The organism is Salinarimonas soli (assembly GCF_008386575.1).
Classification (GTDB): Bacteria; Pseudomonadota; Alphaproteobacteria; order Rhizobiales; family Beijerinckiaceae; genus Salinarimonas_A; species Salinarimonas_A soli.
The window spans coordinates 18,545-39,632 of the sequence record NZ_VUOA01000031.1; the positions used below are offsets into that span (position 1 = coordinate 18,545).

Annotated in this window: 24 protein-coding genes; 15 read left to right on the forward strand and 9 right to left on the reverse strand. The window is 63.7% G+C overall.

The window, feature by feature from the left end; genetic code table 11:
* Positions 1-52 precede the first annotated feature (52 nt).
* Positions 53-727 (forward strand): HAD family hydrolase, encoded by a 675-nt coding sequence (locus tag F0L46_RS17300; RefSeq protein WP_149819825.1) that lies wholly within the window; start codon positions 53-55, stop codon positions 725-727.
* Positions 728-1,230: 503 nt separating this feature from the next.
* On the opposite strand, the gene F0L46_RS26930 is transcribed toward F0L46_RS17300, so the two are convergent.
* Positions 1,231-1,470 (reverse strand): class I SAM-dependent methyltransferase, encoded by a 240-nt coding sequence (locus F0L46_RS26930; RefSeq protein ID WP_240540041.1) that lies wholly within the window; start codon positions 1,468-1,470, stop codon positions 1,231-1,233.
* Positions 1,471-2,506: 1,036 nt separating this feature from the next.
* Here F0L46_RS26930 and F0L46_RS17310 point away from each other — a divergent pair.
* The 4 genes from F0L46_RS17310 to F0L46_RS17330 all read left to right on the forward strand — a co-directional run bounded on the left by F0L46_RS17310 (position 2,507) and on the right by F0L46_RS17330 (position 7,439).
* Positions 2,507-2,698, forward strand: a complete 192-nt coding sequence (locus F0L46_RS17310) for a type II toxin-antitoxin system ParD family antitoxin (RefSeq protein WP_149819827.1) — start codon at positions 2,507-2,509, stop codon at positions 2,696-2,698.
* A complete protein-coding gene (locus tag F0L46_RS17315) occupies positions 2,688-6,023 on the forward strand; it encodes a PAS domain S-box protein (RefSeq protein ID WP_438646690.1) in 3,336 nt (1,111 codons plus the stop codon). Before F0L46_RS17310 ends, F0L46_RS17315 begins: the two co-directional genes overlap by 11 nt.
* Positions 6,024-6,176: 153 nt before the next feature.
* The gene (locus F0L46_RS17320) at positions 6,177-6,578 is read left to right on the forward strand and encodes a response regulator (protein WP_149819831.1); all 402 of its coding nucleotides are present in this window, start codon (positions 6,177-6,179) and stop codon (positions 6,576-6,578) included.
* Positions 6,579-7,199: 621 nt separating this feature from the next.
* Positions 7,200-7,439 carry a hypothetical protein gene (locus F0L46_RS17330; RefSeq protein WP_149819835.1) on the forward strand — a complete coding sequence of 80 codons (240 nt, stop codon included), beginning with the start codon at positions 7,200-7,202 and terminating at the stop codon, positions 7,437-7,439.
* 67 nt (positions 7,440-7,506) lie between these two features.
* Here F0L46_RS17330 and F0L46_RS17335 read toward each other — a convergent pair whose 3' ends face one another.
* The gene (locus F0L46_RS17335) at positions 7,507-8,532 is read right to left on the reverse strand and encodes a hypothetical protein (protein ID WP_149819837.1); all 1,026 of its coding nucleotides are present in this window, start codon (positions 8,530-8,532) and stop codon (positions 7,507-7,509) included.
* Positions 8,533-8,781: 249 nt separating this feature from the next.
* Here F0L46_RS17335 and F0L46_RS17340 point away from each other — a divergent pair, with 249 nt between their 5' ends.
* The 3 genes from F0L46_RS17340 (at position 8,782) to F0L46_RS17350 (ending at position 10,532) form a co-directional block, all read left to right on the forward strand.
* Entirely contained in the window at positions 8,782-9,096 is a 315-nt protein-coding gene (locus F0L46_RS17340) for a hypothetical protein (protein WP_149819839.1), read from the forward strand.
* A 452-nt stretch (positions 9,097-9,548) separates the two neighbouring features.
* Positions 9,549-9,962: a hypothetical protein gene (locus F0L46_RS17345; protein WP_149819841.1), complete on the forward strand. Its 414-nt coding sequence runs from the start codon at positions 9,549-9,551 to the stop codon at positions 9,960-9,962.
* Between the two features lie 309 nt (positions 9,963-10,271).
* On the forward strand, positions 10,272-10,532 hold the full coding sequence (locus F0L46_RS17350) for a hypothetical protein (RefSeq protein WP_149819843.1): 261 nt from the start codon (positions 10,272-10,274) through the stop codon (positions 10,530-10,532).
* Between the two features lie 369 nt (positions 10,533-10,901).
* Here the strand turns inward: F0L46_RS17350 and F0L46_RS17355 are convergent, their stop codons facing one another.
* Positions 10,902-11,090 carry a hypothetical protein gene (locus tag F0L46_RS17355; RefSeq protein WP_149819845.1) on the reverse strand — a complete coding sequence of 63 codons (189 nt, stop codon included), beginning with the start codon at positions 11,088-11,090 and terminating at the stop codon, positions 10,902-10,904.
* A 286-nt stretch (positions 11,091-11,376) separates the two neighbouring features.
* On the opposite strand from F0L46_RS17355, the gene F0L46_RS17360 reads away from it, so the two are divergent.
* Entirely contained in the window at positions 11,377-11,562 is a 186-nt protein-coding gene (locus F0L46_RS17360) for a hypothetical protein (RefSeq protein WP_149819847.1), read from the forward strand.
* A 47-nt stretch (positions 11,563-11,609) separates the two neighbouring features.
* Here F0L46_RS17360 and F0L46_RS17365 read toward each other — a convergent pair whose 3' ends face one another.
* Positions 11,610-11,990: a hypothetical protein gene (locus tag F0L46_RS17365; protein ID WP_149819849.1), complete on the reverse strand. Its 381-nt coding sequence runs from the start codon at positions 11,988-11,990 to the stop codon at positions 11,610-11,612.
* Between the two features lie 98 nt (positions 11,991-12,088).
* Positions 12,089-12,346, reverse strand: a complete 258-nt coding sequence (locus F0L46_RS17370; protein ID WP_149819851.1) for a hypothetical protein — start codon at positions 12,344-12,346, stop codon at positions 12,089-12,091.
* A gap of 741 nt (positions 12,347-13,087) precedes the next feature.
* Here F0L46_RS17370 and F0L46_RS17375 point away from each other — a divergent pair.
* Complete coding sequence (locus F0L46_RS17375) at positions 13,088-13,501, forward strand: hypothetical protein (RefSeq protein WP_149819853.1); 414 nt, start codon at positions 13,088-13,090, stop codon at positions 13,499-13,501.
* 594 nt (positions 13,502-14,095) lie between these two features.
* Here F0L46_RS17375 and F0L46_RS17380 read toward each other — a convergent pair.
* On the reverse strand, positions 14,096-14,815 hold the full coding sequence (locus tag F0L46_RS17380) for a Crp/Fnr family transcriptional regulator (protein ID WP_149819855.1): 720 nt from the start codon (positions 14,813-14,815) through the stop codon (positions 14,096-14,098).
* 251 nt (positions 14,816-15,066) lie between these two features.
* Between F0L46_RS17380 and F0L46_RS17385 the strand changes: the two genes are divergently transcribed.
* On the forward strand, positions 15,067-15,261 hold the full coding sequence (locus F0L46_RS17385; RefSeq protein WP_149819857.1) for a hypothetical protein: 195 nt from the start codon (positions 15,067-15,069) through the stop codon (positions 15,259-15,261).
* A 678-nt stretch (positions 15,262-15,939) separates the two neighbouring features.
* Here the strand turns inward: F0L46_RS17385 and F0L46_RS17390 are convergent.
* Positions 15,940-16,356, reverse strand: coding sequence for a DNA-binding transcriptional response regulator (locus tag F0L46_RS17390; protein WP_149819859.1), 417 nt, complete (start codon positions 16,354-16,356; stop codon positions 15,940-15,942).
* 490 nt (positions 16,357-16,846) lie between these two features.
* Here F0L46_RS17390 and F0L46_RS17395 point away from each other — a divergent pair, with 490 nt between their 5' ends.
* From F0L46_RS17395 to F0L46_RS17405, 3 genes are all read left to right on the forward strand, one after another.
* Positions 16,847-17,125, forward strand: a complete 279-nt coding sequence (locus F0L46_RS17395; protein WP_149819861.1) for a hypothetical protein — start codon at positions 16,847-16,849, stop codon at positions 17,123-17,125.
* A gap of 448 nt (positions 17,126-17,573) precedes the next feature.
* Entirely contained in the window at positions 17,574-18,008 is a 435-nt protein-coding gene (locus F0L46_RS17400; RefSeq protein WP_149819863.1) for a helix-turn-helix domain-containing protein, read from the forward strand.
* A gap of 400 nt (positions 18,009-18,408) precedes the next feature.
* Positions 18,409-18,699: a hypothetical protein gene (locus F0L46_RS17405; protein ID WP_149819865.1), complete on the forward strand. Its 291-nt coding sequence runs from the start codon at positions 18,409-18,411 to the stop codon at positions 18,697-18,699.
* 366 nt (positions 18,700-19,065) lie between these two features.
* Here F0L46_RS17405 and F0L46_RS17410 read toward each other — a convergent pair whose 3' ends face one another.
* On the reverse strand, positions 19,066-19,440 hold the full coding sequence (locus F0L46_RS17410) for a hypothetical protein (protein ID WP_188312025.1): 375 nt from the start codon (positions 19,438-19,440) through the stop codon (positions 19,066-19,068).
* A 333-nt stretch (positions 19,441-19,773) separates the two neighbouring features.
* Here F0L46_RS17410 and F0L46_RS17415 point away from each other — a divergent pair, with 333 nt between their 5' ends.
* Positions 19,774-20,049, forward strand: a complete 276-nt coding sequence (locus F0L46_RS17415; RefSeq protein WP_149819869.1) for a hypothetical protein — start codon at positions 19,774-19,776, stop codon at positions 20,047-20,049.
* Between the two features lie 635 nt (positions 20,050-20,684).
* Here F0L46_RS17415 and F0L46_RS17420 read toward each other — a convergent pair.
* Positions 20,685-20,876, reverse strand: coding sequence for a hypothetical protein (locus tag F0L46_RS17420; protein WP_149819871.1), 192 nt, complete (start codon positions 20,874-20,876; stop codon positions 20,685-20,687).
* Positions 20,877-21,088: the final 212 nt, after the last annotated feature.

Consider the following 21,088-nt stretch of genomic DNA (forward strand, 5'->3'; position numbering starts at 1 on the left):
GTGGGAACCGGCTCATGCCCTGTTTGGCGCCGGTCGCAAGGAGCATATCGTTATGAACGCGATCCTCGTCGACCTCAATGGAACCGTGATCGACTCGCGGCCGGGAGTCCTCGCGAGCTATCGGACCGCGCTGCGGCAGCTCGGGGCTGCCGTACCGGATATTGGGGAGCTGGAATGGGTCATAGGCCCACCGTTGCGAGGGTCGTTCGCGAAATTGCTCGGACCCGGCGGCGACGTGGAGGAGGCTGTCTGCCTTTATCGGCATCACTACCGCGAGAAAGGCATCTATGACGCGCACGTCTACGACGGAATGCCAGACGCGCTCGCGGAGATCCGTAAGTCGCCCGGTGGCAAGGTTCTCTTGTGCACGGCGAAGGCGCTGCCCTACGCCCGTCAAATCATCGAGCACTTCCGCCTCGGCGACCTATTCGACGGTCTATACGGGGCGGAGTTCGGCGGCCGGTTCGACGACAAGGGCGAGCTCATCGCGCATATCGTCGAATACGAGGGCGTCGATCCGCGCCGGGCGGTGATCATCTGGGATCGTGACAACGACGTGCGCGCGGCACGACGCCATTTCATTCCGTCGATCGGCGCCTTGTGGGGCTATGGCTCGATCGACGAGCTGGAGGGGGCGGGCGTAACCGTCTTGTGCCGCGCACCCGAAGCCCTCCCCTCGGTGGTCAGGTCCGTACTCGCTTCACACGGGGGACCAAGCCGTTGCTGAGGATCTCCAGCTCGAGGGTGCTCCGTTCTCATTCGAAATGGTCCGCTACATCTCCAGGCAAGTGATGTCTCTCTGAGGCAGGATATCAGATCCAAGCGCTCGCGAGGCGGTTGCCGGGCAGAGGACGATTTGCCCCGCGGTAACTGGTCCGCGTTGTCATGAACGCTGCCCACGTAGCCAGATCACCAAGCGTTTGTCGCAAGCGGATGCCCAACTCGGCGCCCGTACGCTTCTCGTATCCGCCACGCCGAAGCACGCACCAGTCAGGATGCAGCCACAAGGAAGCGGCCAAGCGGGAGGGCGTAGTCTCCCGCGCGCTCCAGTTGCTTGCGGCAGGGCGGGATCCAGCAGACCTGGGGGTTGCCTTGAAGAGAGCGCTCCCACACCAGCCAGGCATACCCTGTCGCCGTCGAGGCTTTCTCGTCCAGTCTGCCCCGCACCATCGGGACACGCTCGGTGAACTGGGCAAAGCGGCTGGGCGGCGTTTGCCGGAAGAGCCGGTCCTAGCGGCCGATCCCCTCCAGGAACACTGAGCGGGCCAGGATCGCGACACCCTGGCGCGCAACGCGCAAGCCCTCCTGCACGAACTCCTCAGCCAGGCGAAAGGGCGGGTTGGTGATCATCCAGTCGACGGAGTTGGCTTCCCGCGGCTCTGCCAGGAAGTCGCGCACCGGGCCATAGCCGTACGGGTATGCGTCCGAGACCTCCACCTCACCAAAGTACGTGTGCAGCACCTTCGCCATACGCCCGGCCCCACATGCGGGCTCGAGGCAGCTCAGCTGTCGGAGCTGCGCCTTGTCGAGTACATGCTCAAGCAGGGCGCGCGTGGCCCACGGCGGGGTCGGGAAGTCATCAGGGCTGTTAGCGGGCTCGATACGCTGGGCCATCACGGCCGGGGACTGGCACTTGTGCACAGGGCACCTCATTGAAGGATCAGAGCGCGCCCCCTCCAGCGCACCGTGCCAGCCATTGTAAGCGGTTCACTGCCAATCCAAGAGCCCCCGAGCCTGCGGGAGCATCAGACTGGACGCGGAGGGTGTAAGCTCTGCTGAAATTTGCCCGGTCGAGGAGCTTGCGACAGCGACAGTTGCGACAGGAGACCTTCTGCAGCTAGGCCGCCCGGGGGACTGTCGCAGCTGTCGCTGTCGCAAACGGCATTACGGCGATGAAAGCACGTCTTGTGAGATCACTGGCCGCCGGCGCACAGCGAGCCCTGGCACCAGCTCCATACGAAGCCGGTGTTAGGGCCAAAGTTGGGGCCGCATCTCGGTCCAACTAGGAAAAGCAAGTATTCTCAACGTGTTATGAGGGAGGCGTGGCGGAGGGAGAGGGACTGAGATCGAACCTTCTCCAGTAAGGTGAGCTGTCCCCAGCCTTCAGAAGGACGCCGCTAGAGGGAGCACCTGTGAGACCTGCGCACAGGTTCCACAGGTGCACGGCCGCCGAGGGTGCGCAGCCGACGAGGCGACGGGGGCACAGTGTCGCTCGCCAGCGGAAAATAGAACCGAGACACGCCAGATCCAGCAGTCTCACGTGAACGTGTCTTGGCGCGGTTACGGGCGTTTCCCTCCGCTGCCGATCGGCGCATGCTGGCGCTCCCGGTCGACCGGGACCACAGGGAGCGTCGGCTCGGCCGACGGATGCCGCAATTTGTCATCGAACGAAACATGCCGGGCGTCGGTGGGGCGTCGGCGGCGGACCTGGCCCACCACTTGAGGCCCGCCGTGGATACGCTACATCGGGTCACAAATCTAATGACCCGCTTCACGGATATCGCGCATGCCAGCCAAGGTCGTCCGCACGGTTTCGCTCACCCCAGAGCTAACGGCTCTCATCGACGCCAAAGTGGCGACTGGCCTTTACGGCAGCGCAAGCGAGGTCGTGCGCGCTGGGTTACGTCTGCTTTTCGAGCAGGACCGCCGCGATAAGCAGGCTGCCGAAATGGCCGAAGGCCAGCGCAATGCACAGTGAGGCGCGAAGCATACAGCCGGCTTTTCTACTCGGCGGCGGCGAGGTGGGCGCATTGATGCGCGCTCACGATTGGACGGCTTCGCCGCTTGGGCGACCCGAGACCTGGCCTCAGTCGCTCCGATCGGTCGTCGGGCTCATTCTCGGCTCGAAGTTCCCTATGTTCGTCGCGTGGGGGCCCGAGCTCGGTTTCCTGTACAATGACGCATATGCCGAAATCCTCGGCGCCAAGCACCCCGCCGCGCTCGGTGCGAGGTTTCAGGACATCTGGGCCGAGATCTGGCCCGACATTTCGCCGCTCATCACTGCCGCCATGGCAGGCGAGGGTACGTTTCGCGAGAACCTGCCGCTCCTCATGAACCGGAAAGGGTTCGACGAGCCTACCTGGTTCACGTTCTCCTACTCGCCCGTGCGTGACGAGGACGGGCAGGTCGCCGGCATGTATTGCGCCTGCACGGAAACCACCGCGACCGTGATCGCTGAAAGCCGCTTGCGCGAGAGCGAGGCGCGTCTGGCCTTCCTCGACCGCCTCGGGGCCGAGACGGTGGCGCTCGCCGATGCTGATGCCGTGCTGGCAGTGACCACACGCCTTCTTGGCGAGCACCTCGACCTGTCGGTCTGCGCCTATGCTGATATGGACGAGGACGAGGACGGCTTCACAATCCGCGGGGATTGGGCGGCGCCCGGGGCAAAGAGTATCCTTGGACGCTACAGCCTTGCCGCCTTCGGCAAGCTCGCGGTGACGAACCTGACCGCCGGGCTGCCGCTGGTCATCAACGACAATCGTCGCGAGCTCGCCCCAGAGGAAGCTGCGACCTTCCAGGCCATCGGGATCGCCGCGACGATCTGCATGCCGCTCGTGAAAGACGGCCGTCTCACTGCCTTGATGGCTATTCACGACCGCGTCCCCCGAGTTTGGACCGATGCGGAGCTGAACCTCCTGCGCGAGGTCACTGCTCGTTCCTGGGCGCATGTCGAGCGTGTCGGGGCAGTCGCGGAGCTGCGCGAGAGCGAGGCGCGCTTCCGCAACATGGCCGACCATGCGCCTGTGATGATGTGGGTCACCGACGCAAGTGGGTCCTGCACGTATCTGAACCGAGGCTGGTACGAGTTTACTGGCCAGAGCGTGGGAGAGGGCCTCGGCCTTGGGTGGACCCATGCCACCCACCCGGACGATCGGACGCTGGCCGAGGAGGCCTTTCTGGCTGCCAATGCCGCACAAGCGCCGTTTCAGGTGGAATACCGCTTGAGGCGAGCGGATGGGAGCTATCGGTGGGCCCTCGATACAGCCGCCCCGCGCTTTGGCACGAACGGCGAGTTCCTCGGCTTCATCGGCTCGGTGATCGACATCGACGAGCGTCGGGAGGCGGAAGCTCGTCTAGCCTACAGCGAGGAGCAGCTGCGCCTGGCGATTGAGACTGCGGAGATCGGGCTGTGGGATGTCGACCTGAGGACGGACACGCTCTTCTGGCCCCCGCGGATTAAGGCAGCCTTCGGGATCTCGCCCGACGTGCCGGTGAGCATGAATGACTTCTACGCGGGCCTGCACCCCGATGACCAGGAGCACACCACGGCTGCTTTCGCGGCGGCCTGCGACCCCGAGCAGCGTGCGCTCTACGATGTCGAGTACCGCACGATCGGCAAAGAGGACGGGATCGTCCGCTGGGTCGCAGCCAAGGGGCGGGGCCTGTTCGACGACGCCGGAACCTGCGTTCGTGTGATCGGAACGGCCATCGACATAACGGCGCGCAAGGCAGAAGAACGGCAGCTTCGCGAGTTGAATGAGACACTCGAGCAGCGGGTCTCCGAGCGTACGGCCGACCGGGACCGCATGTGGCGCCTGTCGACCGACCTGATGCTGGTGGCGCGCTTCGATGCCATGATCACGGCAGTCAACCCGGCCTGGACAACCCTCCTCGGCTGGTCCGAGAGTGAGCTGATCGGGCGTCGGTTCACCGATATGGTACACCCTGACGATATCGCGGCGACGCTGGCCGAGGCGGGCAGTCTAGCTAAAGGGCAGACTACGTTACCGTTCGAGAACCGCTACCAGCACAAGGATGGCTCGTACCGACATCTCTCATGGACAGCGGTGCCAGGCGAGGACCTCATCCACGCTGTGGCACGTGACGTCACGGCCGAGAAGCAGCGGCAGCACGAATTGGCGCAGACACAGGACGCCCTCCGTCAGGCGCAGAAGATGGAGGCTGTGGGCCAGCTCACGGGTGGCGTCGCGCACGACTTCAACAATCTGCTCACCATCATCAAGTCGTCGACCGACCTGCTCCGCCGACCCGATCTCCCAGGCGAGCGCCGCAGGCGGTACGTGGACGCAATCTCCGACACGGTGGACCGGGCCTCCAAGCTCACGGGTCAGCTCCTAGCCTTCGCCCGCCGGCAGTCGCTCAAGCCTGAGGTGTTCGACGCCGCCGAGCGGATCCGTTCGGTCTCCGACATGCTGCGCACGATCGTGGGCTCGCGGATCGCGATCCGAACAGAAGTGGAGGACGAGCATTGCTTCGTGGACGCCGATGCCGCGCAGTTCGACACGGCTCTGGTCAACATGGCCGTGAACGCTCGCGACGCCATGGACGGCGAGGGAAGCCTCACGATCCGCATCGATACTGCCGATCTGTCGACGATCGGTGGGAAAGGTGATGCATCCGGCGCAGTCGTAGCCGTGTCTCTCACGGACACCGGAACCGGGATCGACCCTGAGCAGATGCCCCACATCTTCGAGCCGTTCTTCACCACCAAAGAGGTGGGCAAGGGCACGGGCCTGGGGCTGTCGCAGGTCTACGGCTTTGCCAAGCAGTCGGGCGGCGACATAGCGGTGGAGAGCGAGGTCGGACGGGGCACCACCTTCACCCTCTACCTGCCTCGAGTCGATCCGGTCGGAAGCGAGGTTCTAGACGGCGCCGGTGCCAGCACGGCTCGCCGGGAGCATGGGCGGGGAACCCGAGTGCTTGTCGTGGAGGACAACAGGAATGTTGGAGAGTTCTCGACCCAGCTGCTGCAGGACCTCGGGTACGAGACCACCTGGGCCGGGAATGCCGCCGATGCTCTCGCGTACCTCAACGGGCAGCAGGCTTTCGACGTGGTGTTCTCGGACGTGGTGATGCCGGGGATGAACGGCGTGGAGCTCGGGCATGAGATCCGCCGGCTGTATCCTGGGCTGCCGATCCTGCTCACCTCCGGTTACAGCCACGTGCTGGCCGAGGAGGGCCGGCATGGGTTCGAGCTGCTGCAGAAGCCCTATGCAGCCGAGGAGCTGTCGCGCGTACTACGCCGGGTTCTGCGCCAGCAAGGCGCTTCTAGAGCTACTTAGAGGGGACGCGAAAGGCATGGCACAATCTCCCGCATGATGCGCAGGTAACCCACGGGGCTTCCTACTCCAGAGCTCCGCCATACTGCCTCACCCTGCGATGCTGCCGTACGAGGGCGGAGACGACGAACTCTGAGGAAGCCTGTATGGTGGCTTATGCCCGGAACGAACGACCGCAAGATCCTCCTCGTGGATGACGATCCACTCGTGCGCGCGACTATCGCTGAAGCCCTCATCGACGAAGGCTTTGTGGTGCTCCAGGCTGCCAACGCGAGCGAGGCTGTCGCTGTCCTACAAGCGCGCGCCGACGTGCTGGCCGTGATCTCCGACATTGACATGCCCGGCACCATGAACGGCATCTCGCTCGCGTGGGAGATCAAGAACCAGTGGCCGAACACGCCCGTCACGCTGATCTCGGGTCGGGTCCATCCTCCGGCTGGAACAGTGCCCGAAGACGTTGTCTTCGTGGCAAAGCCCCTCCGGCTCTCCGTAATGGTTGAGCACGCTGAGAGGATGGTGAGCCACGCGCTCCCCGGTGCCGACAAACCCTCGCAGTGAACGGTGACGCCTAAGCGGGACTCAAGATCCGGAGGGCCAAAAGGCAGCAAACCGCTTGCTTCGAGTTGAACTCCAGCCTCGTCTCCTTGGTTGTCTTCAGGCATTGACTAGGAGGAGGCGATGCTCAGGAATGCGATGTGCTTCATGGTTGGTGCCGTGGCGCCGCTCGGACTGAAATTCTGGCTGGCGTTTCTGCACTAGCAGGCCTGTCGTTATAGCCCGCTCGACCTTGCTCCGCACCATCTTTCAGGTGTAGCGGTGAGCCCCATCGCACGTCGTAAAGACAGTGAACGATGGGGCTCGTGTCGCCGGGAAACGCGACGAGCCGTTGAACCACAGAAGTGAGAGCAAAGCCACGCTTAGCGCTTAGGAACCTTAGCCGTGAATGCGCATTGCTAAGTTGTTGTTCATGGGAGGGCTGCTCCTGATGTCCACCACCTCAACCGCCGTGTCGATCCTCGCCGCCGCCCATGACCAGTGCCGGTTCATCGTCAGCGACAAGCCTGGCGCGCTCTGCTGCGGGGCGCGGACGGTTCTCGGCTCAAGCTGGTGCATCCCTCACCACCGCTTGGTCTACACCACTCCCCAAGCCCGCCGAGCACGCTGAAGGCGGGCCGGGGCATGGCTGCTTTCCGGTTTCGGATCCTGACATTCCGCGCTGGGGTGCAAGTTGCATCGGTGACCCGCGCCCTGCTGCCGGACGCGAACGCCGCCTTTGCGGAAGCGGTCGAACGGGCGCGTCGGGCCGTCGAGCGCCAGAGGGTGCCGCACCGCGTCGAGTTGCTGGATCGGCGCGTCATGCTCGATGCTCTGGACATCTTGGCGAGCACAGCCCGTGAGGCAAGCCGCAGCGGGTTATGAGCCCCGCCGCCGAGTGCACGGAAGCGGGCGGCGGGGTGCACGTACTGACATGCGAGCCATGCGGGAATTAGCCCCTCCTGGACCTGTGGTGGGACTGCCCGGCGGCGAGGTAGTCCAGTCTCATCCCTAGCCTGCCGAGAGCATCCAAGGGTGCATCCAGCAGACCGCCGCTCGGCTCCCCCATGAGGAAGGCTCGCAAGCCTTCAGCGGGCTCACTACACCCTTCTGCTGTACCGTAGCCCATATCGGCCATCAAGCCTGCGATCAGGGCTGGCGATGGATCCATGTAATTTTGGCGTTCCGATCGGATTGCATCCACCGAGTGGTCGCGAACGAAGACGATCCTGCATGCCACGGGGCGGGCGGTTGCATCGTGGATCGCCGAACCGGCAAAAACGCCACAGATCAAGCTCGCCGGTGGAGGTGGCACCTGAAGAGCAAAAAAGAAGTACTTTCCGCTTTGACGGCACATGACCATGGATTGCGCGGTTCGCCCATCGCATGACAAAGCCCCGGTCATCTCGATCAGGTGACCGAAGAGTTGCTCCGAATAGGCAAGTTGAAAGGCTGCCCCGGCGCCTTGGGTGATCTCGACATGGCCAAGAATCAGCTTGCCGGATTGCGCCGGCGACCAGGCCGGCGAAAGGGCAACGAAGCGCCCGAGAAAGAGCTGGGCGGCAGACCAGGTCTGCGGGCTCGCCGGTGCGGAGGTGACTTCCTCTCGCGTCTCGGCTGCGTCGCGCAGGATTCTCTCAACGGTTGTGCCCGGCACGGCGAACCGGTCGGCGATCACTCTCGCGAACTCCTTTACCGAAGCGGCCGCGATGAAAGCCCCGGTCAGATCGTCGCCGAGCACGCGAGCCCAATCGTCGTAGACTTGGAACAGGCGAGGGGTGGCCCTGCCGGACAACCATTTGTAGACGTTCTGCTGCGTCATCGCCGTACGCGCGTTCACGGCGACGAAGCGATTGCACAGATCCTTCGGTGAAACGCCAAGAGCCGCCATCGTCAATTTGAGCTTCAGGGCAACTGGCGAGCCGCCCATCCGCTCTCGCATCGGTGTCACATCTGAGGGAACAACGGTGTCGCCCATTCAGGATCGCGCTCCTCGGGCACTCTTCGAGCGAGGATCGTGCACCTCCTCAGCGTTCAAGTATGCAAGCTTTCCGGAGCAACTTCCATCTTCTTCCAAAGAAGGCACAAAATCGCCAAGGACGCCGCTTAGCGACTCACGCACCGTCGTCGCTGCGGTGCTTGCACAACCGACCCGAAGCCGGCCGGCGATTACCCCAAACGTGCGCGCTCTGCATTGGACCCATGCCCGGTGACGAGGAGCGCACCAATGAGGATGAAGATCATCGTAGCCGCAGCAGTTCTGCTGATGCCTGCACCTGCTTTGGCATTCGACGGGCTGGTGTTCGCCTTCACACTCGCCGGCGCCGCGCTCCCCGCACTCGCAGCGGAAGCGCACCAGACGCAGTCTCCAGCGGCAGGTGTCGCGACAGTTCCAGCTCGAAACGTGTCGCAGGAACGAACCCCGGCGCGCTTCGCATCGTCCCGGTCGCGGCAGCGAGCGGGCATGCGCAACGGCACGATCAAGCGGAAGACGTACGCTCATCGGGTGGCCGCTACCTCGCCAGTGAAGATCCGCCGGTGAGTAGGGTGTGGCCCGAGGACCGGGCCAGGAACCGCGTCGACGCTGTTCATGGCTTAGCCTGGAAAGTGCGAAGGACGGTTTGAAAAGCGGTAGGATCAGCAAGCTCGTCGAGCACGAGATCTGCCGCCTCTACGTGGAGGAAGGGTTGGGTACCGGTCAGATCGGCATCCGCCTGCACCTCTCCCGACCGACTATCGTTCGCATACTCGACCGCAACGGTGTTGTGCGAGATCGTAGCCGCACTGGGTTGGCGCTCGCCTCCACCGAGACGCGCCAAGCTGTGACGAGCCTTGGCGGGCAGTCGGTTCCCAGCGCAATCCGGACGTTCTCTCGCAACAGGGAGCTTGCGGCTAGCAGCGGACGACGGTCGCACGTCGCGGACAAGAACAAAGAGTAGATACGTTGGAGCCCGGACCGGGTGGTTAGGTTCCACAAACAAGGGGATGCCGATCATGACCGCCTCATCGCTCAGCTTCAGACTTGCTGTTGTGTTCGCGCTCTCGGGCATGGCTATGGGGATCGGCATGGCGATGTCGCAGAACCACTCGATCATGCCCGCCCATGCTCACTTGAACCTGCTCGGGTGGGTGTCACTGTTCCTGTTCGGGATCTACTACGAGCGTCGTCCACGCCTTAACGCAAGCAAGCTGGCCCTCGTGCAGGTGATCCTCTGGTCAGCTGGCACCGTCGTTCTGGCAGGTGCGGTCGCAGCCATTCACCTGGGCTACAAAGCCGCTGACCCGCTCGCTGGTTTGGCCTCCCTCATCGTGCTCGCCGCGATGCTTTTGTTCACGTACTTTGTCTCCAGGCCGGCGATTTCGTTGGGTGGAGCCCATGGCGCTCACACCGGCCGAGTAGACTTTTGATCCTGGCCTGACGTGTTCACCGACAATGGCGCCGAGGGTGCATGCCTTCGACGTCCTGCAACCGCTCCCTTAACGAGACCACGACTGCTCGAACAGGTCCGTTGAGGCTTCCACGCCCTTACAGGGGCCGCATGCTCCTGATACGTTCTTGCGATGCGCCACCGTGGCCCTCGCCGGAGCCGTCGCCTGTTCACCGAGTTAGAAGCCCGCGCCCTGCTGCGATCCCTCGGGGAAGCCCGTCGCGCCTGCCGGCAGGCCATGTCCTCCGCGCCGATCGGCGGAGACGCCTACAGGGCTGCGGGCAGCGTCATGGACGCGATCGACAAGGCGGCCGAGATCCTGACCGGGAAGCCGGGCGCCTTCCTCCCTCGCCCGCACGGTGGCGCCAAGGATGGCACACCGAACCCCGCGCCCGGGGAGACGAGCCCTGCCCTCCAAGCCGCCATCTTCAACGTGCTGCGAGCCGAGCTCTGCGTCTCGTATGTCGACGGCGAGGGGCAGGACGATCACCTTCAAGTCCTCGCGGAAAAGGTGACGGCTGCGGCGCTGGCAGTGCCGCACATTAAATGACGTAGGACTGGCGCTTCATGTCGGACACTCGTTTCACGCGATCTTAATGGGTGCCACACAGAAAGAGATCTCAGTCCAAGCCATCGAGGCGTTCATGTCTGGGTGGTGGTCGAAGTCTCCACAGATTGGGTCCGAGGGCCCGCCCTCCACGGGCGAGCAGGATGACACGACCAGATCAGTCCTACGAGCGGAGTACCTTCGCGGGAGGGCCCAGGCTGTGATGGGCGAGGCGAGTGAGCTGGTCATGCCGCATCGGAGGGCCCAGAAACACAGGCTCGCCGAACAGTATCTTAAGATCGCAGATCGCCTTGAGACCTCCGCAAAGAGGACCCGCCGGCACAGCGACGCCCAGAACTCCGACCAGCTGGCCTAGGCTGCTCGGTGGTAGGCAGTCTCGGTCAGGCGGCCACAGAGATCGTCTATTTCAGCCTCAGTAGGCGCTTGGCCATCGTTCAGCGCAGCGAACTCGCGCGGCAGACTGGCAAGGTTTTCTTGCAAGTAGCGCAAGGCAGTCAGGAGCGTTTCAAGTTCTGGCTGCGCGACGGTAAGGGTATGCATCGGGGGATCTCCGTTTCGGTGACGGCATCTCCTTGCGGTTGATCTCCGCGTAGGGACGAACTGGATTGGACCATAACGGGATTAACACTCCGTTCACCACTTCAAAGCGCGCTCTAAGCTAACCTATGAATCTGGGCGAGTGGGTTGGAACAGCGTATCTGCAACGCATGCTCCCCGAAGTATGAAACTTGCCGTTGGCTGGCTGGTTTCCCCGGTGGGAACGAAGGCTCGGGCAGAATGGCCCCAAGAAGGCCGATGCCGGGACACCGCTTAGGAGGGACAAGTCATGGCTCAGATCGACCATACGCCCGAACCAACCTACCGCCACACCGAGGAGCCGCGAACCGGAGCATCCACAGGGACGACGTTCATAGGGGCGGCGCTTAACACGAACACGCTAGATCTGATTGGCGCCGCCGTTGGGGCGGGGCTGATCCTGGTTCCTCTATTGGTTGGTGCCGTCAGCCACTGAAGAGCCTGCCCACGTCAATCGAGCGTCCGGTCCGGCCTAACCGGGGCTCAGTGCAGCGCGTGCTCGACGCCGTCGGTGCTGTGGTGGCTGCTAGGCTGATCGGCGCGCGCTAGCATGGCCCGGAGATCATCAAGCAGATCCTCGGCTGCCTCGGCGCGCTGCTCGGCCTCCGCGGCGCGGATCTCCGCCTGCCGTAGGCGCTCGGCCTGCTCCCGACGCTCTTGCTCGAGCGTCGCTTTCGCGGCATCGACGCGCTCGCTCGCGGCCCGCAGGTGCTGCTCCACGAGCGCGAGTAGCTGTAGCGAACACTCGCCGAGCTCGGCCATGCGCGACTGCGCCTCCCGGGCGCGTTGCTCCGCGTCCTGCACGGCCTCGACCAACGCCAGCGTGGCGGCGCGGACTTGCTCCGGGTCATGGATGTCGATCATGGTGCTTGCCCCCGCGGCCATGAAGCCGGTGCGGCGGTGCTTCGTCAATCGACCTGAGCCGTATGGGCGGTGGCGTGACCGCGCCAGCCGCAGCGCGCTCACTGGGGCATGTGCTCCAGGGAATAGGCGAGGAGCGCGGCCGAGCCGGCGTAGAGGAGCACGAGGCGCCAGAGCATGGGCCCGTGTACCGCACTTTCCTTTTGCCGGGCTGAAAGAGGCGACGTCGACGTGCTCGCTGACGGGCCGGCACCTGCAACGATCTGCGCACGCGCACCGATGGCGGCCTCGGCACGCGCGATGGCTTCGCCAAGCGACGGGCGGCCATCGGGAGGTCGAGCGCTGAGCTGATCGGGCATGATGATGCCCTAACGGAAAGCCCGTAAACGGAGGCTTTCGGCGATTCTCAAGACTCGGGCGTTCACGCCGGGCTGCGTCACGCAGGCCGGCGGCGTCTCACCCAGGTGCTCGCTCGCGCAAGCGCCAGACGCGCCCGAAGCTTGAGGGCAATGATGCGATGCTCGCGGCTGGATAGGCGCACCCGCAAGGCATCTCGATCTGCACCGTGTGTGGTGAAGTGCCTTGCCATTGTGGCGAGATCGGCTGCTGCCTTCTCGTTTTCCTGAACCCTGCGTCGCAGCGAGGTCAACCGGCTCTCTAGCTGCTCGTCCATGCGTCAAACCCCATGGCCATCTGAGGCCAGAACGCAGGGTGTGCGCGGCAGATGCAGCAACGAGGGTGGGCCAAGTAGCCGCACCGGATCGTTTGCCTGTCTTGCGCCGGCGCACCGCTCAGGCCAACATAGCTTGAAGGACAGAGTGCTTGGCCTGAGCCAGGCTCAGCTGCCTGCTCGGGAGATCCTTTCGTGCGTATGCAGCCCCACAGACCTGAGATCCATCAGGATCGCTGCCGCGGCCAGCGGTGGGGGACTGCTTGCCTCTGCTTTGGCGTCATGCGCTCCCGCTCGGCCTTCGTGACCGGCATCGCGAGCCGCCATGGACAGCGCCGCGTTCCCATCAGCCCGACCTAGCCTCATCCCGATCTGAACGAAGAACAGGCCGGCCGCAGGGCTCGGCGCGCTCTCCTCGTGGGATCGTGGGATGTCCATTCTGAAGCAGTACGCCTTTATGCTCGTGGCATGCGGCCGCGCGCTGATCACCAGCACTCCTCCTGCTCAGATGCAGGCTACAGCAGCCGCAGGATGGCAGTGGCTCGAGCAGCGGCGATGGGCCTACAGGTTGACGGCCCGCATGGGCCTTACACGGTCGTCACGAGAGAGCGCCGAGATTGTCAGATTGCTTTTGGGTGTCGCCGCGCGCTTCCCACACCTCCCGGACCGGACGGTCTCCGGGCGCGAGAAGGTGTTGTTGTCGGCGATCGATGTTGCGCATAGCGAGCGGGCGAGGACGGCTCTCCAGGAACGCCTTGGCGTGGTGCCCGCCGAGGCGCAAATGCTGCAAAGCAGGCTGTGGATGGCATACGAGAGCATCGCCCGTGAACTTCGGTCCGAGTAAGCACTCTGACACAAGCGTCGCGGGATTCGGTAAGGCGGCCCGTCTCGCCCCCTCCGGGGCATGGGCTACACCAAGGGCCAGTCCGTCGAGATCTGCGACCTGTACGGAGCCCATTTCGCTGACCTTCGGACGCCGCCGGCTCAGGTGCCTTCCGCACGGCCAATCGCGAGCGGCCCGTGATGGCGCATTCACCTGAAAATACAGGTGAATGACAGGTGACTGGCGCTCGCGCCGGCCGGTGAGATCTTCCTTTGCAAGTTGTCTGCAGGCCTCAGGCGGCAGCCACCCGTGCCACGGAAGCCGCAGCATCGAGCACATCGTGATGGAACCCATGTGCATGGCGTAACGTCAACTGTGCGACATGGAAGGCCACTCATCATGCCTGATGCTGCTATGACTGCCGCCCTTGCTGGCGCTGCCATCGCTATGTGGACTGGCGTTGCCTCTCTCACCCGAGAAATCTGGCGCAGGTGACTCAATTAGAAAAGCGCGCGCGGTTTAGTAGACCCGCACCCCTGGCAAGCTTATATAGATAGGGGTGTTGCACCCGACTTCAATCAGCTCCGCACCATCATCCGGTCGATGCGCGAACGTTTAGCGGGGTTCGTTGTGCAGGTTGAGATAGGTGGGATCGAACTCGGCCACCTCGCACAGACGCTGCCAATCCAAGATCTCTACCTCACCGTTGCGCCAGACCAGCAACTCGTTCGCTCGCAGGATCTGCAAGGTGCGGTTCACATGCACCGTTGAGAGGCCGAGCACGTCGCTCAGCTCCCCTTGGGTGACGGGAAGATGGAAGCTGTTGTCCTGTGTCTGCCCGACGGCTTGCAGGCGTACGAACAGCTCGCAGACAAGGTGCGCGAACCGGCTCCCGGCCGAGGGCCTGCCGGTCATGACAAGCCACTGTCGGTGGATCGCTCCATCGAGCGCGATGTTCAGCATGAGCATGCGGGTGAGGTGAGGATAGCGCTCCGTGATCCCGCGCAGGATCTCGTGCGGTACGGCGCCGACCGTGCAGTCCGTCAGTGCCAGGATCGCATGATCCATTGGCTTGATTACGAGGCTCTGTAGATCGACGAAGTCGCCGATCACATGCAGGGCGGTGATCTGGCGCTTGCCGTTTTGGAGAAGCTTGTAGCGGGCCGCAAAACCTGACTGGAGAATCTTGCTTTCGGTCGGCGTCGCCCCTTCGCGGACCAGGTCTTCGCCCTTGGGCACGACTACCGTGCGGGCAACGATCCCGCTCAGCACGCGACGTTCCTCGATTGAGAGCCGGTCACGCAGCGCCAGCTTCTGGATGAGGCGATCAGGCAAGCAATCCTCGGAGTGCAACAGCCGGGCAGCATAGGGCTACGCTCGGACCACCACAATCGACGTGCCTCGCCTCGCTCGCCGCTCGCGGGACTCGCGAGCAATGCTGCCGTTGACGCAGCCGGCTTGGCTGCAGTCGACCTCGTCGCGGCGAAGGGAGCCGAGCCCATCTCCGGTTCTAATGTTTTAACCTGTGATGCAGCGCAGGGACAAGCGCTCGGCTAGGGCGAGCCGTCTCAATGAGGGCTGGCTTGATGACGGACAACTCGGAAGGCATGACGGCCAAGGCCGAGCGCTATCGTGCCAAAGCGGAGGAAGTCAGAACCTCCGCGGAGGGGGAGCGTCTGCGACATCACCGCAGGAGAAAGCTCGCCTACGCGGACCAACTCGACAAGCTTGCGGCCAGCCTCGACGCGCAGGCAACCCGAAGGCACGCGGACTTGGAATGAGACAGCCTGCAAAGCGTCGGGCAGGTGACGGACACGATTGACGTGCTCAGCTACAAAGGGCCGCCCGCCTGGCAGCCCAGCCGGCGACAAGCCAAGTACAATGGGGTATGTTGTTGCCGATGAGACGTAGATCAGAGTACCTGCGCTTTGCGGATGAGTGCCGCGAGTTGGCGCGGACGATGGCCCGTGAGGACCAGCGTGGAGCTCTCCTTGCTATGGCGGCGACTTGGGAGCAGCTCGCCGCTGAGCGCGCATCCGAAGGTGGCACGGTGGACGAGGGAGTGCGCCCCGACCAGCTCACCACCGAGAACGACAGCTGATCCATTCTGGGTCCGCTGTCATCGTGACGAGGCCCTGGTCTGCCACGTGCTTCCACCCGAATTTGAGGAAAAAGCCTCGTGTCTCGGTGACCATTCTACGGTTGAGTCACCTTGAACCAGTGGAGGTGGTTATCTGCGCAAGCGCTCGGTCGATGGCTTGTAGAGCCTCACGACGGGCGCGACGTTTCGTTGATCCTTTCACGAGCCACCTCGTCGGTGAACGGGACGGCAGACTGACCGCCCTCAGGGTCAACGCACAAGGCAACTTTCGGCCTACGACCAGACGGCGTCTTGTCCGGGTCGATCCCGCTGTCACGAATGCGCCCCGAGCGACTGCTGTTTGAGGTTGGTCCGAAGCCTATAGAGTGGGCGCGGCAGTGATCGCACGCTTGAGGACGATCGGCTGCCACAGGCTGCTGAGCGCCTCCCGGGCAGCGGCGACGAGGGCTGTCGGTGAGTAGGGCTTCGGTAGCACGCGCGCCCTAGGCGGCAGAGACCCAATCTGTGGCACGGGGCCACCTGTCGCAACGATGATGGACAGGTGCGGCCAGCGGCTCGCAAGCAGCCGGATTCCCGCAAACGGATTGTCCGATCTGTGCGTCGGGACGTCAACGAGGGCGAACTGGATCTCGGGACTGGCCTGGAGCGCGTTGATGGCGTCCTCGAGATCGGCAGCCTCGACAACGTGAAGGTTAATGTTCTCGCTCAGCACGACACCCGCGTACTCCCGGATGATGGCGTGCTCGTCAACGACAAGTACGGTCTGCGGGCGCATGGGCCATCCTCCGACTTGAGCCTTGTTGGCTGCCAAGATAGCCACCGGACAATGTTCGGATGTTGGGAGGATCACGGATGCCGCAGCGTCAGGCATTCCGACTGCTTACAGACCGGAGCTCGGAAAGGTGTGCCGACGAAAACCCCGCGCCGGCGGGGGACCGGGCGGGGCTTCTTGTTTCCAGCGTGGGCGGGATCGGCCCGCTTTTAGTCGACTGCCGGGCGTGGGTGATCAGGCCAGCCGGCGAGGCACACGCCTTGTAGGATGAAGCATCACCATGCCTGCTTTGTTCCTGACGAGAGTAGCGTTTCCACAGGGGTTCCTGCAGCTGCACCTCACCCCTATTGGGCGTCCAGCCCTGATATCCAGGGTTCATGCTGGTCTGCTAGCGCACTCCGCGGGTGAACGTCTCCGACAAGTCCGCCACAGATCCGCCCGACGAATCCTGGCACGGGGGAGGCTTGCTCAAGCCAACCTGCGAGGCGGATCTTTGGACGACCGAACCCACTCTCTCGACGAGATCAGGCGTGCTGTTCGTAGTGACGAGGATGCAGACGTCCGGGCGATCAGCATCTTGGCAGCGACCCGCAATCTCGCGGAGCTGCCGGCGAGCGCGAACGAGGCGCTGACCCTTCGGACGCTCTCACGGGTGGCGCTGACCATGGCTGGGCTCCGGCCTGATGATCTGCGCCGTTCCGATGTATTGAGCGACCTTGCAAAGGCTTGGATGGCGTTTGAGGACACTTGGCTGGAGCGGCGGGCGGCTTGACCGCGAGAGGCACTGAATAAGGAGCGCCGGTCCACCGCGACGTGCCCACCTCGAGCACAGCGGAGAGCGCCATGAGGTGCTGGCCGGGGCGCAGGGTGACGGTGCAGTGCTGGTCACAATCCTCGATGCGGAGGGGAGGTCTGTCGCGTTGCTACACGATGGTGCGAACGCGCCGTTGAGGGTTGAGCCTCCCGGCTCAGCCAAGCACCGACAGCGCGCTTCCTAGCCTTGTGGATGTGCTGATGAAGGCTGCGGCGCGATCTCCGCAATCTTCTCTGATGAGGTCGATCACGGGCTGGCTATCGTGGTTTGCACGCTGTGGTTTCGTCCCTTCTTGCGCATCGCGCAATCTGAGCAGAGCGCTATTTTTGCGTGTGCATGAAGGCATGGACGGGTTATCGTGCACCCTGATCGTAGATCCATACAAATCAACCTGGGAAACGACGCAATGGCTCAGGGCAAGAAGGCGGGTACCGACAACGATCAGCAGGTCAGTCCGAAGAGCACTACGTCTGCGGACAAGGCTATGGGAATGCGGTTGCGGGAAGCCAGGCTTCAGGCTGGTCTGAGCCAGGAGAGGCTCGGCGAGGTGCTCGGCGTCACATTCCAGCAGGTCCAGAAGTACGAGAGAGGCATGAATCGCGTGCCGTCTGGACGGCTGAAGCTGATCGCGTCGACCCTGGATCGCCCGCTCGGGTACTTCTTCGGCGACGACGATGACGCGGAGATGACGGAGGCTCGTGCGGGGCTCATGAACCGCCACGCGGTCACCCTGCTCCGGTACTTCAACAAGCTGCCCGAGGCACACCAGCTTGCGGTCGTTGCGACGGCGCGTGCACTTGCGACGTTCGAGGGGAGCTCAGCGGCAGAAGCGGCCGAGTAGGGATGGCGCTGGAGACGGCCTCAAGCTCATGGTCCCGGTGCGGGGGCGGAAGGGATGGTCAGCGCTGCGCAAGCCGTCTGCTCGATGATCGACCACGCTGATGGCGCGCCGCCTGACGTCGACGAGAGCGTGCCTATGGAATTTGGAACCTCGCCGTAATGCCTGACCGGGAGCAAGCGGCGTCGATGGCGAGATCCGTCGCGGGCGGGGCATTTCAGTAGACTGATCTGCCGGACGCGCTCAAGTGGCTGGTATTCGGCACCATCGACAAGCTCGCGAGAGAAACTGACCTCGATCCGAATGCGCTAGCAGTCGAGGCCTTCCGCCAGCACGGTTATCGGGCTGAGATAAAGAACATGGGCGAGTGCGCCATGCTACGGGCGGTGCGTGTCCAGGGGTGATGCGACCTCCGCTTCGCGATCATCCCGAGATCAAGCGGCTCCACCCAGCACTGGGGCTGCGCTGGCTCGTGATTACGGCCAGCATCATCGGGGTCGGCCTGTTGGCTGAGGCGCTCTGGGTGTGGCTTGCCAGCCATCGAGCCCGGTCCGGAATCGTCTCCCCCGCAAGGTTGCAGCATGATACCGCCTCTTCCTACGTCGCCGGTGTCGAGGTCTCCACTTGGTTGGAAGAGGGGCGCCACGAGCGCAAGGTGCTGGCCGGGCGGCCCGTCAAGTCCCGCCCGGCCTGACCCTGCCATCCGTCGGGTCGGGTTGAGCAGGGCTGTCCGTCAGTACACCTTGCCGCCTCGCTTGGATGCACGGCTATGGTCGTAGCCGGCTAGATGGCGTTCGATGTAAGCTCCAAGCCGCCTTGCGATCTCAATGAGAGCGGCCGTGCAACCACCTCGGACAAGCGCGACCAAATCGGCCATCCTCGCGGGCGTGCTACTGATCGTCTGCGGTCTCGGTACGGCAGCCGTGATCGGCGTGCTGGCGAGTGGGGGAGCCGTACATGCAGTGAAGTGAGCGCTGTGTACTTTCGGACCACCGGTCCAGTAGGACACGGCCCCACTGAGGTTGCCAATAAGGCCAGCGTAGCGGCGGGCTGGCGGGACTCAGACGTATGGCGATACGCTCGTGTTGCGGCTGAGCACACGGTCGATTTCTGCCTTGAGGTCAACTGTCGCGGGCAAGCCCATGATCTTGCCAGAGGTCGCTAAACGATAGATCGAGGCGCGGAGCTCGGGTGGGAGAGTGTCCCAATGCGCGATCAGGCTCCCTGCCAGGTACTTGAGAGCGTTCGTGTCGTCCGCACTCTTCAGGTGTAGCTTCGCGAAATCCAGATGCGCCATGTGCTCCTCATGCTTTGCGCCTAGGATACCGAAGCTGGGCCGGTAAGGCGAGATCCGGTGAAGGCCAATCAGATTGGGCGGCAACGCCCAATAAACGGAAGCCGTCCGGCCGCTCCCGCCAGCGGGGCCCTGGAACATCGCTCTCCTGAGTGCGTTCCACTCGCTCACCGGCTCATCCCTGCCCCCAACCTGAGCCGGGACCTAAAAAGGCGCTCCCTCATAGTGGAGCGCCTTTTTTTATGCCTGAGTGGGATGTGCTTCTCGGGGTGTGGCAATTGCCCCCCGAACCGACGCACGACGTTTCGCACCAGCACCCGAGAGGCCGACGCAGCGTGCCCTAGGCTGCCTGGGTTCGAGACCGTAACCGAGAATTGTGAGCGGTTGCGCGATCTCCGAAAATTTGCGGAGAAAGCCGCGTTTCCTGCCAGTCGGCGCAACATGCCGTTAGGTCACGGACGCGATGTTCATGCCATGGACATGGTCATCGTCGTCGCCTTCATCGTCATCATCCTAAGCGGCGCCGTCCTCCTGATGTGCGGGGCTGTCGTCATGCAACATCACGAGGACCAAGCGCAGAGCACCGCTCACCAGCAGCACCGATCGGCACGCGGGTGGATCGACAGCAGTCGCGAATGGCACGCTGCTCGCTCGGCAGCGCGCCGCAGCGCCTCAGATGTGGATCCTGACGCTCTCGCCGAAGACCCGCCATCCAATGTTCCGGCGGTCACGACAACACGTCGTCAGTAGCGTCTTTAGGGCTGTGCCGGACATGAGCATCGTCGCCATTGCCAGCGCTCTATGCGTTCTGGTCGCCACGGCACTTCTCGTGATCATCGCTGGACTGATGCACAAGACCAAGAGCAGTCGACAGCGGCGGATGTGCCGGTGGGCGCTACGCTGGCATCGGAGGGTCCAGTCGCGAGTGTGATCGAGGAAACGGCCTCGGCCACACTGATATGGGGAGCGGGCGCGCGGCGACCGTTGCCTGACCTGATCGCTTCGACTTTAGCGGATTAGCAGCTTTGGCAGCCGGGAGCATGGCAGCGCGACATACCTCTGATCACGCGCCACCTGAAATTACAGGTGAAATACAGGTGGCTAGCGTTCGTTGCCGTGAGAGGTGAGAGGCAGCAAGGCCCACAGATCACCCGCTCGTCACGCGACCCGTACAAGCCTCAAGAACCGTTGCCTGGCGGCGCGCTCCAGCCAAACTGGCCCGGCAGACCGACCGCCCCTACGATCAACGCATAAGGTCACTTTCGGCCTATGCCCCACCCGACTCTTGTTACGGTTCGCCTAGCACACGAGGCAGGCTACGCCTTCAAGGTGTTTGCTGCTTGATGAGCGCGTGGCCGTAGGCAACGCTGGGCAGGCACTGAATTCTAGTACAGGTAGGCGAGCGCCCCGGCTATGCATGCCAGCACCACCGGGACGATGGCCCGGAGTGCGAGGGTGTGGCGCGGGTAGTGGTCGTGGCCGGGGAGGTTCTCGCCTTCATCTGCTTGCGGGGCGCGGGCCATGGCCTCGACGAACAAGGCCAGCGAGAGCAACCAGGCAATTGCAATGAGGGTCATCGGCAGCAAAGGTCCCCCTGCCGGCGCCCAGTGGACGCCAGCGTGATGCTGCCGGGTGCGATTTGCCCAAGGCGCCGGGCGAGTCGCAAGGGCGCCGACAAGATATCCTCAGCCGGCTTCGCAGGCGTAAGCTTGTGCGAGTGCCACCCCGGTTTTTGGGCGTCATGGTTGACGGTGCTCTTCGCGATCCCGCTTGACCCCCTGGGTACCTG

Excerpts from the sequence above, each read along its gene's own strand:
- F0L46_RS17310 (WP_149819827.1), top strand. The coding sequence starts at position 2,507 with ATGCCAGCCAAGGTCGTCCGCACGGTTTCGCTCACCCCAGAGCTAACG.
- F0L46_RS17355 (WP_149819845.1), bottom strand. The coding sequence starts at position 11,090 with ATGCATACCCTTACCGTCGCGCAGCCAGAACTTGAAACGCTCCTGACT.
- F0L46_RS17340 (WP_149819839.1), top strand. The coding sequence starts at position 8,782 with ATGAGGATGAAGATCATCGTAGCCGCAGCAGTTCTGCTGATGCCTGCA.
- F0L46_RS17420 (WP_149819871.1), bottom strand. The coding sequence starts at position 20,876 with ATGACCCTCATTGCAATTGCCTGGTTGCTCTCGCTGGCCTTGTTCGTC.
- F0L46_RS17330 (WP_149819835.1), top strand. The coding sequence starts at position 7,200 with ATGGCTGCTTTCCGGTTTCGGATCCTGACATTCCGCGCTGGGGTGCAA.
- F0L46_RS17390 (WP_149819859.1), bottom strand. The coding sequence starts at position 16,356 with ATGCGCCCGCAGACCGTACTTGTCGTTGACGAGCACGCCATCATCCGG.
- F0L46_RS17400 (WP_149819863.1), top strand. The coding sequence starts at position 17,574 with ATGGCTCAGGGCAAGAAGGCGGGTACCGACAACGATCAGCAGGTCAGT.
- F0L46_RS17360 (WP_149819847.1), top strand. The coding sequence starts at position 11,377 with ATGGCTCAGATCGACCATACGCCCGAACCAACCTACCGCCACACCGAG.
- F0L46_RS17345 (WP_149819841.1), top strand. The coding sequence starts at position 9,549 with ATGACCGCCTCATCGCTCAGCTTCAGACTTGCTGTTGTGTTCGCGCTC.
- F0L46_RS26930 (WP_240540041.1), bottom strand. The coding sequence starts at position 1,470 with ATGGCGAAGGTGCTGCACACGTACTTTGGTGAGGTGGAGGTCTCGGAC.
- F0L46_RS17375 (WP_149819853.1), top strand. The coding sequence starts at position 13,088 with ATGTCCATTCTGAAGCAGTACGCCTTTATGCTCGTGGCATGCGGCCGC.
- F0L46_RS17320 (WP_149819831.1), top strand. The coding sequence starts at position 6,177 with ATGCCCGGAACGAACGACCGCAAGATCCTCCTCGTGGATGACGATCCA.
- F0L46_RS17315 (WP_438646690.1), top strand. The coding sequence starts at position 2,688 with ATGCACAGTGAGGCGCGAAGCATACAGCCGGCTTTTCTACTCGGCGGC.
- F0L46_RS17405 (WP_149819865.1), top strand. The coding sequence starts at position 18,409 with ATGCGACCTCCGCTTCGCGATCATCCCGAGATCAAGCGGCTCCACCCA.
- F0L46_RS17410 (WP_188312025.1), bottom strand. The coding sequence starts at position 19,440 with ATGTTCCAGGGCCCCGCTGGCGGGAGCGGCCGGACGGCTTCCGTTTAT.
- F0L46_RS17335 (WP_149819837.1), bottom strand. The coding sequence starts at position 8,532 with ATGGGCGACACCGTTGTTCCCTCAGATGTGACACCGATGCGAGAGCGG.
- F0L46_RS17300 (WP_149819825.1), top strand. The coding sequence starts at position 53 with ATGAACGCGATCCTCGTCGACCTCAATGGAACCGTGATCGACTCGCGG.
- F0L46_RS17370 (WP_149819851.1), bottom strand. The coding sequence starts at position 12,346 with ATGCCCGATCAGCTCAGCGCTCGACCTCCCGATGGCCGCCCGTCGCTT.
- F0L46_RS17385 (WP_149819857.1), top strand. The coding sequence starts at position 15,067 with ATGACGGACAACTCGGAAGGCATGACGGCCAAGGCCGAGCGCTATCGT.
- F0L46_RS17365 (WP_149819849.1), bottom strand. The coding sequence starts at position 11,990 with ATGATCGACATCCATGACCCGGAGCAAGTCCGCGCCGCCACGCTGGCG.
- F0L46_RS17415 (WP_149819869.1), top strand. The coding sequence starts at position 19,774 with ATGGACATGGTCATCGTCGTCGCCTTCATCGTCATCATCCTAAGCGGC.
- F0L46_RS17350 (WP_149819843.1), top strand. The coding sequence starts at position 10,272 with ATGGACGCGATCGACAAGGCGGCCGAGATCCTGACCGGGAAGCCGGGC.